This is a genomic window from Bradyrhizobium sp. MI1.3, assembly GCF_055811695.1.
In genome coordinates, this window is the sequence record NZ_JBVVPQ010000061.1 from 12,104 (window position 1) to 26,005 (window position 13,902).

15 protein-coding genes and 1 pseudogene are annotated in these 13,902 nt (G+C 64.0%); 6 read left to right on the top strand and 10 right to left on the bottom strand.

Annotated features, from left to right (window positions below; translation table 11 throughout):
• Positions 1–125: 125 nt before the first annotated feature.
• Positions 126–1,343 carry a low temperature requirement protein A gene (locus tag AC0L3A_RS31320; protein WP_473255833.1) on the bottom strand — a complete coding sequence of 406 codons (1,218 nt, stop codon included), beginning with the start codon at positions 1,341–1,343 and terminating at the stop codon, positions 126–128.
• A gap of 24 nt (positions 1,344–1,367) precedes the next feature.
• Positions 1,368–1,604 (bottom strand): BolA/IbaG family iron-sulfur metabolism protein, encoded by a 237-nt coding sequence (locus AC0L3A_RS31325; RefSeq protein ID WP_007602284.1) that lies wholly within the window; start codon positions 1,602–1,604, stop codon positions 1,368–1,370.
• Positions 1,605–1,806: 202 nt separating this feature from the next.
• Here AC0L3A_RS31325 and AC0L3A_RS31330 point away from each other — a divergent pair, with 202 nt between their 5' ends.
• Positions 1,807–2,166, top strand: a complete 360-nt coding sequence (locus AC0L3A_RS31330; protein ID WP_027567668.1) for a DUF427 domain-containing protein — start codon at positions 1,807–1,809, stop codon at positions 2,164–2,166.
• 132 nt (positions 2,167–2,298) lie between these two features.
• Here the strand turns inward: AC0L3A_RS31330 and AC0L3A_RS31335 are convergent, their stop codons facing one another.
• Positions 2,299–2,472 carry a DUF1328 domain-containing protein gene (locus AC0L3A_RS31335; RefSeq protein WP_007602280.1) on the bottom strand — a complete coding sequence of 58 codons (174 nt, stop codon included), beginning with the start codon at positions 2,470–2,472 and terminating at the stop codon, positions 2,299–2,301.
• A gap of 189 nt (positions 2,473–2,661) precedes the next feature.
• Here AC0L3A_RS31335 and AC0L3A_RS31340 point away from each other — a divergent pair, with 189 nt between their 5' ends.
• Complete coding sequence (locus AC0L3A_RS31340) at positions 2,662–3,840, top strand: acyltransferase family protein (protein ID WP_473255834.1); 1,179 nt, start codon at positions 2,662–2,664, stop codon at positions 3,838–3,840.
• A 101-nt stretch (positions 3,841–3,941) separates the two neighbouring features.
• Here the strand turns inward: AC0L3A_RS31340 and purL are convergent, their stop codons facing one another.
• The gene (gene purL / locus AC0L3A_RS31345; protein ID WP_473255819.1) at positions 3,942–6,152 is read right to left on the bottom strand and encodes a phosphoribosylformylglycinamidine synthase subunit PurL; all 2,211 of its coding nucleotides are present in this window, start codon (positions 6,150–6,152) and stop codon (positions 3,942–3,944) included.
• 183 nt (positions 6,153–6,335) lie between these two features.
• Between purL and AC0L3A_RS31350 the strand changes: the two genes are divergently transcribed.
• Positions 6,336–6,815, top strand: coding sequence for a PaaI family thioesterase (locus tag AC0L3A_RS31350; protein ID WP_007602274.1), 480 nt, complete (start codon positions 6,336–6,338; stop codon positions 6,813–6,815).
• 74 nt (positions 6,816–6,889) lie between these two features.
• A pseudogene (locus tag AC0L3A_RS31355) lies at positions 6,890–7,845 on the top strand (DMT family transporter).
• Positions 7,846–7,848: 3 nt separating this feature from the next.
• Here AC0L3A_RS31355 and AC0L3A_RS31360 read toward each other — a convergent pair.
• Positions 7,849–8,820 (bottom strand): tripartite tricarboxylate transporter substrate binding protein BugD, encoded by a 972-nt coding sequence (locus AC0L3A_RS31360; protein WP_473255820.1) that lies wholly within the window; start codon positions 8,818–8,820, stop codon positions 7,849–7,851.
• Positions 8,817–9,518 (bottom strand): phosphoribosylformylglycinamidine synthase subunit PurQ, encoded by a 702-nt coding sequence (purQ, locus tag AC0L3A_RS31365; RefSeq protein ID WP_473255821.1) that lies wholly within the window; start codon positions 9,516–9,518, stop codon positions 8,817–8,819. The genes AC0L3A_RS31360 and purQ overlap by 4 nt, the downstream gene beginning before the upstream one ends.
• A 164-nt stretch (positions 9,519–9,682) precedes the next feature.
• On the opposite strand from purQ, the gene AC0L3A_RS31370 reads away from it, so the two are divergent.
• Complete coding sequence (locus AC0L3A_RS31370) at positions 9,683–10,699, top strand: magnesium and cobalt transport protein CorA (RefSeq protein WP_473255822.1); 1,017 nt, start codon at positions 9,683–9,685, stop codon at positions 10,697–10,699.
• A 10-nt stretch (positions 10,700–10,709) separates the two neighbouring features.
• Here the strand turns inward: AC0L3A_RS31370 and purS are convergent, their stop codons facing one another.
• Positions 10,710–10,952: a phosphoribosylformylglycinamidine synthase subunit PurS gene (purS, locus tag AC0L3A_RS31375; RefSeq protein WP_007602264.1), complete on the bottom strand. Its 243-nt coding sequence runs from the start codon at positions 10,950–10,952 to the stop codon at positions 10,710–10,712.
• Positions 10,953–10,964: 12 nt separating this feature from the next.
• Complete coding sequence (gene purC / locus AC0L3A_RS31380) at positions 10,965–11,732, bottom strand: phosphoribosylaminoimidazolesuccinocarboxamide synthase (RefSeq protein WP_171944915.1); 768 nt, start codon at positions 11,730–11,732, stop codon at positions 10,965–10,967.
• Between the two features lie 309 nt (positions 11,733–12,041).
• Between purC and AC0L3A_RS31385 the strand changes: the two genes are divergently transcribed.
• Complete coding sequence (locus tag AC0L3A_RS31385) at positions 12,042–12,365, top strand: DUF1476 domain-containing protein (protein ID WP_473255823.1); 324 nt, start codon at positions 12,042–12,044, stop codon at positions 12,363–12,365.
• 111 nt (positions 12,366–12,476) lie between these two features.
• Here AC0L3A_RS31385 and cynS read toward each other — a convergent pair whose 3' ends face one another.
• Together cynS and AC0L3A_RS31395 are read right to left on the bottom strand one after the other, a co-directional pair.
• A complete protein-coding gene (gene cynS / locus AC0L3A_RS31390) occupies positions 12,477–12,959 on the bottom strand; it encodes a cyanase (protein WP_007612142.1) in 483 nt (160 codons plus the stop codon).
• Positions 12,960–12,975: 16 nt separating this feature from the next.
• Positions 12,976–13,899, bottom strand: a complete 924-nt coding sequence (locus tag AC0L3A_RS31395; RefSeq protein ID WP_473255824.1) for an ABC transporter ATP-binding protein — start codon at positions 13,897–13,899, stop codon at positions 12,976–12,978.
• Positions 13,900–13,902 lie beyond the last annotated feature (3 nt).

Genomic DNA, 13,902 nt, shown 5'->3' on the forward strand with positions numbered 1-13,902 from the left:
GCCTTAGGCGGGCTCCTCAGGATGAGGACGGTATCCGTGGCAGCAGTTTCGACGGGCACCGGCGCTGATTAGCCTCATCCTGAGGAGACCGCGGGGCGGTCGTCTCGAAGGACGAGGCGTTCAAGTCAGGCGCTACCGCGGTCCGTGCTCTGATGCTCCTCGGCTTCTTCCGGCGTCGATCCCAGCGAAACCGACTCCCATACCGCAACAACGATCATGATCACCGTCGCGGCGACCGACAGCCATAGCGGGGACAGCTCGGCGGCGAACCACGACAGCGCCGCGAGCGCGATGATGCCAATCCCATGCGAGAGCTGGAGGAAGCCGCGGATCGCGTGCTTGAACAGGATGGTGCCGACCAGGAACAGCAAGGGACCGCCGATCGTGCTCACGATGGTCCGGATATCTGAATGCCCGAACGGATGCTTCAGCACGAGCTCGTCGGAGACCGCGGTCAGGATGATGCCAGCGACGATCGGCATGTGCAGATAGGTGTAGGCGAGCCGCGCCAACCGGCCGGATTCGGCGGATTTCGAGATGCGCTCGGCGCCGGCCTCGGCGCCCTTGTGGAAATAGACCCACCACATCGCAATGCTGCCGACCAGCGCGGAGACGAAGGCCAAAACGTTGTCCGCGGTCCAGTCCAGCTCGGCAAAGGTCGCGCCGTTGACGACGACGGCCTCGCCAAGCGCGATGATGACGAACAGCGAGCAGCGCTCGGCCATGTGGCCGCCTTCGACGGCCCAGGCCTCGACCGACGAGAAGCCAAGCTTCGGCACCCAGAAGCGGACCGCCGGCGAGATGTATTCGATCGTCAGCGCCACGATCCAGAACCATAGTCGCGCCTCGTCATGGGCGAGGCCGCCGAGAATCCAGAAGATCGCGGAGACCGAGAGCCACGTCAGGATGCGGATCGCATTGTGCCGGACCGCAGTTCGATGCCGCGGCGTTGCAAACATCCAGAAGGCTGTGCGCCCGACCTGCATCGTTGCGTAGGCGATCGCGAACCACAGGCCCCGCCCCTCGAACGCGGTCGGGATCGTCGTGGACAGCACGAGACCGCCCAGCATCATCAGGAAGATCAGGATCCGGACCGGCGTCAGTTCGGGATCGAGCCAGTTGGTGACCCAGGCGGTGTAGACCCACACCCACCATACCGCGAGAAACAGCACCGCGACATGCACCGCACCGAGCGGCGTGAAATGGTGCAGCAATGTGTGCGAGACCTGCGTGATCGCGAAGACGAAGACCAGGTCGAAGAACAGCTCGGCATTGGTGACGCGGCTGTGCTGGTTTGGCAGGATGACGCGAAACATCGCGCCGCGCGGATTGTCCGCAGCCATCGTCATCCCCCCGTCACGAGCAGATCAGGCGCCCGGCACACCGGTTTGCAGCGCCAGCGCATGCAGCACGCCGCCCATCTGGCCGCGCAGGGACTGATAGACGATCTGGTGCTGCTGGACGCGGGACTTGCCGCGGAAGGTTTCCGAGATCACGGTCGCGGCATAGTGATCGCCGTCCCCGGCGAGGTCACGGATGGTCACCTCGGCATCGGGGATCGCCGCCTTGATCATCGCCTCGATATCGTGGGCGTCCATTGGCATTCGGGTCGTGCTCCTGTCTCGGCTGCAATCAGCCTTGTCGTCGAATCGCTGCCGGGGTCCGGATATGCAAAGCCGGCGGGCCCAAACTTAGCGTGAACGGCCTTCTACGTCACGCCTTCCGGCACTATATCGGTGATCCGATCTGGATAAAGCCACGACAAAGTGCCGCGCGCGGCAGAGCGATCGAAAAAGGCGTGAAATCATGAAGCTTCCAGGGCCCGACCACCCCATCACCATCACCCCAAATCCCCGGCGCGTCCGCGTCACGGCCGGCGATATCGTGATCGCCGAGACCACCAAGGCGCTGACGCTGAAAGAGGCGAAATATCCGGCGGTGCAATATGTGCCGCGACAGGACGCCAATATGGCGCTGCTGGAGCGCACCGACCGTGTCACCCATTGCCCCTACAAAGGGGATGCGAGCTATTACAGCGTCAAGGCCGACGGCAAGACGCTGGATAACGCGATCTGGACCTATGAGGCGCCCTTTCCCGCGATGACCGAGATTTCGGGCCATCTCGCCTTCTATCCGGACAAGGTGAAGATCGAGGAAGTGGGGTAAGCCCACATAGGGCCTGCTGTCATGGCCGGGCTCGTCCCGGCCATCCACGTTCTTGGCTGCCGCGGATACAAAGGACGTGGATGCCCGGGACAAGCGCGGGCACGACGACTGGGAATGCTGACGCGAGCCCCGCTACGCCCTGAATATCGTGAGCCCCAGGATCAGTAGCACCAGGAAAATCGCGACGAACACGTAGAACAGGAAGCGGGCGATGTCGGCGGAGGCGGCCGAGATGCCGGTGAAGCCGAGCACGCCGGCCACGATCGAGACAAGTAGGAAGATCAGCGCCCATTTCAGGATCGTCATCGCCAGCTCCGAAATTGTACCGCTTGCCGCGGTCCCAAGCCCTTTTGGCGAACGCTAACTTCGTCGCAGGGAACTGGTTCCTAGCGGTCTCGAGACCTGCGGGCGTCCCAAACGACCCTTGCTGAATCCGGTTCCCGGCGGCAAAGTCCGGCCGGGACGGAAAGCGCGACCGGGGCGGCCACGATGACGATGTCACATTCAGCGACGATCGGCGCAGAGGCGCACGCGGTGCCGAAGGCCAAGGCGCGCAATCTGTCGCTCGATCGCGCCCGCACCTTCCTCACGCTGGTGGTGCTGCTGCACCACGCCGTCATTCCCTACACCTATTTCGGGCACACCGATCCGGCGTCCTGGATCGGCTTCGACATCGTCGTGCTGGCCACCGACAGCTTCTTCATGGCCATGTTCTTCTTCCTGTCAGGACTGTTCACCTGGCCGGGCATCGCGCGCAAGGCGCCGTCAGTTTTTCTCCGCGACCGCCTGTTGCGGCTCGGGCTGCCGTTCGCGATCGCGGCGTTCACCGTGATTCCCCTCGCCTATTACGCGATCGCGCTGCGGCACGATCCCGGGCTGAGCTTCACGGCGTTCTGGTGGAAGACGATCACGGTTGGCCCGTGGCCGAGCGGCCCGATCTGGTTCGTGTGGGTGCTGCTGGCGTTCGACCTGACCGCGAGCTTGCTCTACCGGGTCTCCGCGCATCTGGTCGACCCGGGCAACCGCGTGTCGCTACGCGGATTCGACCAGCCGGCCGTATTCTGGCTGCTGCTCGTCGTCGTGACGACAATCGCCTACGTGCCGGCGCTGCTCTATTTCGGCGGAAGCAAATGGTTCGAGCTCGGGCCGTTCTCGGTGCAGGCGAGCCGCATCCTGCTCTACTTCGCCTATTTCTTCATCGGCGTCAGCGTTGGAGCGGCGAACTTCGATCGCGGCATCCTCAGCGCCGGCGGCCAGTTGCCGAAACAACGCTGGCTCTGGGTGATCGCCACGCTGATCCCCTACTGCCTGATGTGGGGCATGATCTACATCAAGCGCGAAGTTCTGGGCAATCCAGACCCGCAGCCGCACTGGTATCAGGCGATCTACGGCACGTTCTTCGTGCTGTTCTCAGGCTCGATCCTGCTCGCGATCCTCGCCTTCTTCCTGCACCAGAAGTCGCCGGGCTCGAACCTGCTCGACCGCATGCAGGCGGATGCCTACGGCATCTTCCTGGTGCACTACCCGATCGCGTTGTGGATCCAGTACGCGCTGTACGACTACAGCTGGCCTGCGATCGTGAAAGCCACGATCGGCTTCGTGCTCACGGTGATCCTGAGCTGGGGACTGACGGCGGGCTTGCGGAAGATTCCGGGGGCGTCACAGGTGTTGTGAGGCACGATACCCGTAGCCCGGATGAGCGTAGCGATATCCGGGAAACCTCACGACAAAGACCCGGATGTCGCTTCGCTCATCCGGGCTACCGGTTCAGCGCCTCAGGCCGCTTTCCCGCCCATATACTCCGGCAGCCAGCGCTCGAACGATGCCCTGAGCGTGTCGATCGCAACAGGCGCTTCGCCCGCGATCGCGATCGCGTCGCCGCCGGTGGTACCGATCCGCACGCAGGGCACCTCGCAGCCGCGCATCTTGGCGAGCACGCGGCCGGCTTCCGTCTCAGGCACGGTGACGAGATAGCGCGCCTGGTCCTCGCCGAACCAATAGGCCTGAGGCACCAACGCGGTCGGCGCCGCCAGCAGCTTTGCGCCGATGCCGCTCGCCATCGCCATCTCGGCCAGCGCGATCAGAAGACCGCCGTCGGAGAGATCGTGCACGGCGGTCGCAGTGCCCGCATGGATCATGCCGCGCACGCAGTCGCCGTTGCGCTTCTCGGCTGCGAGATCGACCGGCGGCGGCGCCCCCTCCTCGCGACCGCAGATGTCGCGCAGGTAAACGGACTGACCGAGCCAGCCGTGAGTTTCGCCGATCAGGAGGATCGCCTCGCCTTCGGCCTTGAAGGCGAGCGAGGCCGACTTGGTGAAGTCGTCGAGCAGGCCGACGCCGCCGATGGAGGGCGTCGGCAGGATCGCGCGGCCGTTGGTCTCGTTGTAGAGCGAGACATTGCCGGAGACGACCGGGAAGTCGAGCGTGCGGCAGGCTTCCGAGATGCCCTTCAGGCAGCCGACGAACTGGCCCATGATCTCGGGCCGCTCGGGATTGCCGAAATTGAGATTGTCGGTGATCGCAAGCGGCTTGCCGCCGACCGCAGTGATGTTGCGCCAGGCTTCCGCCACGGCCTGCATGCCGCCTTGATAAGGATCGGCCTCGCAATAGCGCGGCGTCACGTCGACGGTCAGCGCGAGGCCCTTCGGGCCGTCCTGCACGCGCACCACCGCGGCATCGCCGCCGGGACGCTGCATGGTGTTGCCGAGAATGACGTGGTCGTACTGCTCCCAGACCCAGCGCTTGCTGCACATGTCGGGCGTGCCGATCAGCTTTTCGAGCGCGGCACCGAGATTCATCGGCGCCGCCACTTCGCGCGCATGCACGACAGGCAAAGCGGCGGAGGGGACATGCGGGCGGTCATAGAGCGGCGCCTCGTCGCCGAGTTCCTTGATCGGCAAATCGGCCATGACGTCGCCGCCATGCTTGACCACAAAGCGCTTGCTCGGCGTGGTGTAGCCGACCACGGCGAAATCGAGGCCCCACTTCTTGAAGATCGCCTCGGCCTCTTTCTCCTTCTCGGGCTTGAGCACCATGAGCATGCGCTCCTGACTCTCCGAGAGCATCATCTCGTAGGCGCTCATGCCGATCTCGCGCGTCGGCACCGCATCGAGATCGAGATCGACGCCGAGATCGCCCTTGGCGCCCATCTCGACCGCCGAACAGGTCAGACCCGCCGCGCCCATGTCCTGGATCGCGATGACGCAGCCCTTCTCCATGATCTCGAGGCAGGCCTCTAACAGCAGCTTTTCGGCAAAGGGATCGCCGACCTGGACGGTCGGGCGCTTCTCTTCGGACTTGTCGTCGAACTCGGCCGAGGCCATCGAGGCGCCGTGGATGCCGTCGCGGCCGGTCTTGGAGCCGAGATAGACGATCGGCATGTTCACGCCGGAGGCGGCGGCATAGAAGATCTTGTCGGTATCGGCGAGGCCGACCGCCATCGCGTTGACGAGAATGTTGCCGTCATAGCGGGTGTGGAAGCGGACCTGACCACCGACCGTCGGCACGCCGAAGGAATTGCCATAGCCGCCGACCCCGGCGACGACGCCGGAGACGAGATGCCGCGTCCTGGCATGCTCCGGTGCGCCAAAGCTCAGCGCATTGAGGCAGGCGATCGGGCGCGCGCCCATCGTAAAGACGTCGCGCAAGATGCCGCCGACGCCGGTGGTCGCGCCCTGGTAAGGCTCGATGTAGCTCGGGTGGTTGTGGCTCTCCATCTTGAAGACCACGGCCTGGCCGTCGCCGATGTCGATCACGCCGGCATTCTCGCCCGGGCCCTGGATCACCCAGGGCGCCTTGGTCGGCAAGCCCTTCAGATGGAGGCGCGAGGATTTGTACGAGCAGTGCTCGTTCCACATCGCCGAGAAGATGCCGAGCTCGGTGAAAGTTGGATCCCGCCCGATCAGCTTCAGAATGCGCTCATACTCGTCCGCCTTGAGCCCGTGGGCGGCAATAAGCTCGGGAGTGATCTTGGGTTCGTTCTTCATGGATTCGAGGCTTTCGACGGCGGTGGGCCGTTCTTAGGAACATCGGACGGCTTGGAAAAGCCCTTTATGGCGCATTTTCCCGCTGTCCCACGTTTTGCGGCCGGGGGCTGCGGGAACAGGAATTGCACAGCGTGGACAGATCGGATTTAAGGGCAAACGACTCGCAATTGAAGGCCCATTTCCTTGCACGAATTGACCAAAGCGCCCCCGCCCCGCCGCCCCGACCTCCACGTCGCCACCGATGGGGAATTCCAGGGCTGGCGAACCTGGATTCGCGACAGTTTTGAGAGCCATATCGGCCCGTTCTGGCACAGGATCGAGGACGACGGCAGCGTCCGCTCGGCGTTCCGGGTCGAGAAGAAGCACCTCAACGGCTCCGGAAACGTCCATGGCGGCTGCTTCATGGCATTCTCCGACTATTGTCTGTTCGCGATCGCCACCCACGAGCTGGATGGGCCGGCCGTGACCACCAATTTCGCCTGCGACTTCCTCGACGCGGCACGCGAAGGCGAGCTGATCGAATGCGTCGGCGAGGTCTCCCGCGCCGGCGGCTCGTTGATCTTCCTGCGCGGCAAGCTGACATCAGGCGGGCGGCCCCTGTTCACCTTCTCCGGCACGATCAAGCGGGTGAAGCGGAAGCCGGCACCACAGCCAAACGCATAGCTCGCCGCCTTCCCTTTTGGCGCCCCGTCGCCCAGACTTGGGTCCAGCGCTGTCGCGCCGGGAGCAACACCAAGGTGCCGCAGAGCACACCGCCGACGGGTCGCGCCTCGGCCTCGCCGCTGCCGTCCATGCCCGCCACCAGCGCGCGCAACTGGCGTGACTATGCGCTGCTGGTCGCGCTGGCCTGCTGCTGGAGCTCAACCTATCCGCTGGCCAAGCTCGCGCTGGATACGATCCCGCCTGTGACCTTCATCTCGGCGCGCTCGCTGATCGCGGCCGCCTTCCTGTTCGCGATCCTGTGGATGCGCGGCGTCAGGATTCCGACCGATGCGAAGGCCTGGAAGCTGTTCGCGACCCAGCAATTGATCAACTCGACCTTTCCGTTCCTGATCATCACCTGGTCGCAGCAATATGTGCCGGCGTCGAACACGGTGGTGCTGGCCTCGACCACGCCGATCTTCGCCTTCCTGATCACCTCGCTGATCACGCGGCACGAGCGGCAACGCTGCTGAAGCTCTTGGGCGCGATCCTCGGCCTTGCCGGCACCATCGTCATCGTTGGGCTCGACGCACTGCGCGGCGTCGGCAGCGAGATCGTGGCGGAGATCGCCATCCTGCTCGCCACCATCTCGTTCGCCTGCGCAACCATCTTCGGCCTGCGGCTGTCCGAATACGATCCGATGGTGGTGGCAGCCGGCTCGCTGCTGTTCGGCGGCCTCGTGCTGCTGCCGCCTTCGCTGATCATCGATCAGCCCTGGACGCTGCACCCGACACCGACCGCGATCACAGCCACCATCGTCATGGGCATCGTCTCCAGCGCGCTGGGGCTGATGCTGTTCTACATGTGCCTCGGCAGGCTCGGCACGCTGACGACCAACGCGCAAGGCTATTTGCGCATCCCGATCGGCGTCGGCCTCTCCGTGCTGCTGCTCGGCGAGAGCGTGCCCTCGAACCTGGCGCTGGGCCTGGTGCTGGTCATGGCGGGCGTCGCCGCGATGACGGTGCCGACGGAACGGCTGAAACGACGCTAGCTATTACTTGGCGTCGTCCGCCAGCATCTTGCGATACTTCTCGACGTCGCGCGTCACGAGCTTTTGCAGCACCTCGGGCGTGTGCTCGTCGGGATCGGGTGCAACGGTCGAAAGATCGGCGAACCGTTTCTTCACCGCGTCGGTTTCGACCGCCGTGCGAGCAGCTGCATTTAGCTTGGCGATGATTGCCGTAGGCGTGCCCTTGGGCGCGAACAGGCCGTTCCAGCCCTGCGCCTCGAATTCGGGCAGGCCGGCTTCGGCCGACGTCGGCAGGTCGGGCACTGTGGCGAGCCGGACGGTCGAGCCGACCACGAGCCCGCGCGCCAACTTCTCGTTGATCGACTGCGAGACCGAGGCTGCCGCATCGCAGACGCCGTCGATCTGGCCGCCGATCGCATCGGTGAGCGCGAGCGCGGCGCCGCGATAGCCGACCAGCGTCGCGTCGATACCCGCAGCGGTGACGAAGCTCTTGCAAATTAAATAGTTCGAGGAGCCGACGCCGGCATGGCCGAGATTGATCTTGCCGGGATTGGCCTTGGCATAGGCGATGAACTCTTTCAGGTCCTTTGCCGGAAAATCCTTGCGCACGGCGATGATGCCGAACGTCTTCGCCACCATGGCGATCGGCACGAAGGAGTCCGGCGTGAACGGCAGTTTTGGATAGATCGTATAGGTCGCGGCGTTGGTGCCGGCATTGCCGATCGCAATGGTGTAACCGTCGGGCTCGGCGCGGGAGGCGCGCGCCAGTGCGGTCGAGCCGCCAGCGCCGGCGACGTTCTCGATCACGATAGTCTGGCCGAGCGCGATGCCCATCTGCTCGGCAACGGTGCGCGCGATCACGTCGGAAGTGCCGCCGGCGGCGAACGGCACGATCATGGTGACGGGACGCTTGGGAAAATCCTGCGCGAACGCGGCCGTCGCGAACGCAACGACGGCGACAGCGGCCGGCAGCCGCTTCAGCACGAACGCAATCACGCGGCTTTTTCCAGATGCGCGGTGAGGCCGGCGAACAGGCCGCGGCCGTCGGTGCAGCCCATGATGTCTTCGACGTGGTTTTCCGGATGCGGCATCATGCCGAGCACGTTGCCTTTGTCGTTGACGATGCCGGCGATGGATTGCGCGGCGCCATTGATGTTGCTGATATCGTCGATCGCGCCGTCGGCCGAGCAATAGCGGTAAAGCACGCGACCCTCGCCTTCGAGCCGCTTGATGGTCTCGGCGTCCGCCGCATAATTGCCCTCGCCATGCGCGATGGGCACGCGGATCACCTGCCCTGCATTGTAGCCGCGCGTGAACGGCGTGTCGGAACGCTCGACGCGCAGATGCACGTCGTGGCAGATGAATTTCAGCCGCGCATTGCGCATCAGGACGCCAGGCAAGAGGCCGGATTCGCAGAGGATCTGAAATCCGTTGCAGACACCGAGCACGAGGCCGCCCTTGGCCGCATAATCGCGCACCGCGTCCATCACCGGCGCCCGCGCCGCAATCGCGCCGCAGCGCAGGTAATCGCCATAGGAGAACCCGCCGGGCACCACCACGAGGTCGGTACCATCAGGTAGCGACGTCTCGGCATGCCAGACCATTGTGGGCTCGCTGCCCGAGATCAGCCTCAAGGCACGCGCCATGTCGCGCTCGCGGTTGATTCCGGGAAAGACGAGGATGGCGGCTTTCATGGCAGAGGTTCCGAACGAGGATTGAATGGGGCTGGCACGGCTGCCAAATCGGCAGCAGACATAACCATTTGACGGGGATTTTACCAGTGCTAGCCTTGCCCGCGAGCGTTGTGCACAGGCCATAGCCCGCCATTCGGCCGATCGATTCGCCCGGGATCAAAGCCATGAATGTCCCCTCGCTGCCCGCATCCCTCTCCGAGCCGGTGTCCACCGAGGGCGTCATCGCCGCCGGTGCCTATGTCGACGGCCGGCGCGTCGCCAATATCGCCATTAGCGAAGCCTCGAGCTGGCGGGCGAAGCCCGGCCACGTGGTCTGGATCGGGCTGCACGAGCCCGACATGGCGCTGCTCAGCGCGGTGCAGAAGCAGTTCGACCTGCACGAGCTCGCCATCGAGGACGCCAACCATGCCCATCAGCGACCGAAGATCGAGCAATATGGTGAGGCCCTGTTCATCGTGGCGCGCACGGCGCAACTGATCGAGGGCCGGATCGCCTTCGGCGAGACGCACATCTTCGTCGGCGAAGGCTATCTGGTCTCGGTGCGCCACGGTGCGTCGACGTCCTACACGCCGGTGCGCGAACGCTGCGAAAGCTGCCCGCGAGCGCTCGCGCGCGGCGAGGACTACATCCTCTACGCCATTCTCGATTTCATCGTCGACAACTACTCGCCCGTGCTCGAGAGCATTCACGATGAGGTCGAGAGCATCGAGGATGACGTGCTCTCCAAGTCGATCAGCAAGGCGCAGATCGAACGGCTCTACATGCTGCGCCGCGACCTCTTGCGGCTCCGGACCGCGATCGGCCCTCTGGTCGAGGTCTGCCGCCGGCTCGAGCACGACGAGCTGGCGATGGTGCGCGCGACGATGCAGCCGCTGTTCCGCGACGTCACCGACCACGTCCGCAACATCCAGGAGCGGATCGATTCGATGCGCGAGGTGCTGGCGTTCGCCTTCGAAGCGAGCCTGCTGGTCGGCCAGGCCCAGGAGACGGCGGTCTCCAAGAAGCTTGCCTCGTGGCTCGCGATCATCGCGATCCCGACCGCGCTCGCCGGCATCTACGGCATGAACTTCAAGCACATGCCGGAGCTGGACTGGGAGTACGGCTATTACACGCTGCTCGGCGTGATGCTGGTCTCGTGCGGGGCGCTGTACTGGCGTTTTCGTCGGGTCGGGTGGCTGTGAGCCATCCCGTTCACCCGATCAGCTCGACCCGATAATTCTCGATCACGGTGTTCGCCAGCAGCTTGTCGGCGGCGTCCTTCAACGCCGCCTCCGCTTTCGCCTTGTCCGCGCCGGCGAGCTCGATGTCGAACACCTTGCCCTGGCGGACGCTGGCGACGCCGTCGACGCCGAGCGACTTCAACGCACCCTCGATCGCCTTGCCCTGCGGATCGAGGATGCCCGTTTTCAACGTCACGGTAACACGTGCCTTCACGTCAGATTCCTCTTAGCTCTTCACCAGCACCGGGCCGGAGCCCGCCGGACGCTCGTTCTCCATGAGGATGCCGAGACGCTTGGCGACTTCGGTATAGGCCTCGAGCAGCCCACCGAGATCCCTGCGGAAACGGTCCTTGTCGAGCTTCTCGTTCGACTTGATGTCCCACAGACGGCAGCTATCCGGCGAGATCTCGTCGGCGACGATGATCCGCATCATGTCGTTCTCGAACAGTCGGCCGCACTCCATCTTGAAGTCGACGAGGCGGATGCCGATGCCGAGGAAGAGACCGGTGAGGAAGTCGTTGACACGGATGGCAAGCGCCATGATGTCGTCGATCTCCTGCGGTGTCGCCCAGCCGAAAGCGGTGATGTGCTCTTCCGACACCATGGGGTCGTTGAGCTGGTCGTTCTTGTAGTAGAACTCGATGATCGAACGGGGCAGCTGCGTGCCCTCCTCGATGCCGAGGCGCTGCGACAGCGAACCGGCGGCAACGTTCCGCACCACCACTTCGAGCGGCACGATCTCGACTTCGCGAATCAACTGCTCGCGCATGTTGAGGCGGCGGATGAAATGGGTCGGCACCCCGATGTCGTTGAGGTGCTGAAACAGGTACTCCGAGATCCGGTTGTTGAGGACACCCTTGCCCTCGATCACCTGATGCTTTTTCGCATTGAACGCGGTGGCGTCGTCCTTGAAGTGCTGGATCAGGGTACCGGGCTCCGGGCCTTCGTAAAGAACCTTTGCCTTGCCTTCATAAATGCGACGCCGACGGCTCATGGGGATGTACCGTGTTTTGTTGAAATCCATGTATCTGGTGTGCTCCGGTTGACGAGACTACGACCCACAGCGGAGCTGCCGTGAACGGCCCGGAACCCCTAGAAACAGAACGGGAACCCAGCCTGAGGCAACCTATCCGATTGGCTGTCCAAGCACAATCGATCCGGGCGTCCGGCATCAAACTTATACCGCCTTGCCTGCGGCTTAACGGCTCGTTGTTTTGCCGATTCGTGCCCCCTATCTAGGCATGCACCGGGGCTCTCGCAACGAGGGCCAGCCGGGTCCAGTCAGCAGGGAATTGGAAAAGGCATGAGCACGTTGGACAAGCGCGAGGAAGGCTTCGAGAAGAAGTTCGCCCTCGACGAGGAGCAGAAATTCAAGGCGGAAGCCCGCCGCAACCGGCTGCTCGGTCTGTGGGCAGCCGAAAAGCTCGGCATCACCGGCGATGCCGCCGCGGCCTATGCCAAGGAGGTCGTCGCGGCCGATTTCGAGGAAGCCGGTGACGCCGACGTCCTGCGCAAGGTCGCAGCTGATTTCGCCGCCAAGAACGTCGCCGTCACCGAACAGGCGATTCGGGCCAAGATGAGCGAACTGATCGCGGTGGCGGCGGCCGAGGTGAAGGCCGGGAAATAAGGCGAAGAGGCATCCGCACGCACTGTCATTCCGGGCAGTCCGCAGGACCGAACCCGGAATCTCGAGATTCCGGATCGCCGCTCGCGGCGTCCGGAATGACGGAGGGATCGATCACCCCTCCTTGAACCCATATTCCGGCACGTTGCCGCTGGCGCCGTAATATTTATACGGCAGGAATTTGCCGCTCATGGTGATCTTGACGCGGTCGCCCTTCGGATTGGGCAGGCGCTCCATCACCATGTCGAAATCGATCGCCGACATGATGCCGTCGCCGTACTCCTCCTCGATCAGCGCCTTCCAGGCCGGACCGTTGACCATGACCAGCTCGTAGAAACGATAGATCAGGGGATCGGTCGGGGGCATCGGCATGCCGCGCATCGGCGTCTCGTTCAGCATCGTGGTCTCGGCCTTCGTCAGGCCGAATAGTTCAGCGGCGTTCGCGGCCTGCGGCTTGGTCAATTTCATCTGGCCGAGGATCGCGCCCGTAATCAGCACCTCGGAATAACCGCCGATCTGCTCGCAGATGTATTTCCAGGTCCAGCCCTTCTCGCGCTTGATGTCGAGCAGCTTCTCGGTGAGGTCTTCGCGTTTCATGTGAGGGTCTCCTTTTTCAAGCAGTCAGCCCGGGACTCGTCCCGGGTATCCAGGTCTGTCGTTGCTCGTCGCCACCGGACGCGACGGTCAGTCCGGGCTTGCCGATATGCACCACCGGCACATTGCGCGGATCGTGAGCGGGCGTCTCGACGGCAAAGGTCTTGCTGCGCGTCACCAGGAAATCGACGATGTGGTTGCGCAGCGCGTAGTACAGCGGATGGCGGTGCAGATCGGTGCGGCCGCGGTCCCTCGGCAACGGGTTCTCGACCACTTCGGCCAGCACCGCGCCGGGTCCGTTGGTCATCAGGAATATCTTGTCGGCGAGGTAGATCGCCTCGTCGACGTCATGGGTAATCATGAACGCGGTCTGCCCGGTCTCCAGACAGATGCGCCGCACCTCGTCCTGCAGCGTGCCGCGCGTCAGCGCGTCGAGTGCCGAGAACGGCTCGTCCATCAGCATCATCTTTGGCGTAATGGAGAGCGCACGCGCGATGCCGACGCGCTGCTTCATGCCGCCGGAAAGCTCGGAAGGTCGCTTGTGTTCCGAACCCGTCAGGCCGACGAGATCGATAAATGTCTGCGCATGCGCCTTCACCTTGGCGCGATCCCACTTTCGCCATTTCGAGCTCACGGCGTAAGCGACGTTGCCGAGCACGGTGCGCCAGGGCAATAGCGCATGGCTCTGGAAGATCACGGCACGATCGAGGCTGGTGCCTGAAATGGCCTGCCCGTCAACGATCACCGCGCCCTCGCTCGGCGCATCGAGGCCGGCGAGGATGTTGAGCACCGTGGTCTTGCCGCAGCCGGAATGGCCGATCACACAGCAGAACTCGCCGCGCGCCATCGACAGCCAGAGATTCTCGAAGACCGCCGTCGTCGCGCCGTCCGCGCCCGGATAGCGCTTTGCGATGGCTTCGATGGAGATGAATTTTTCGGTCACGGC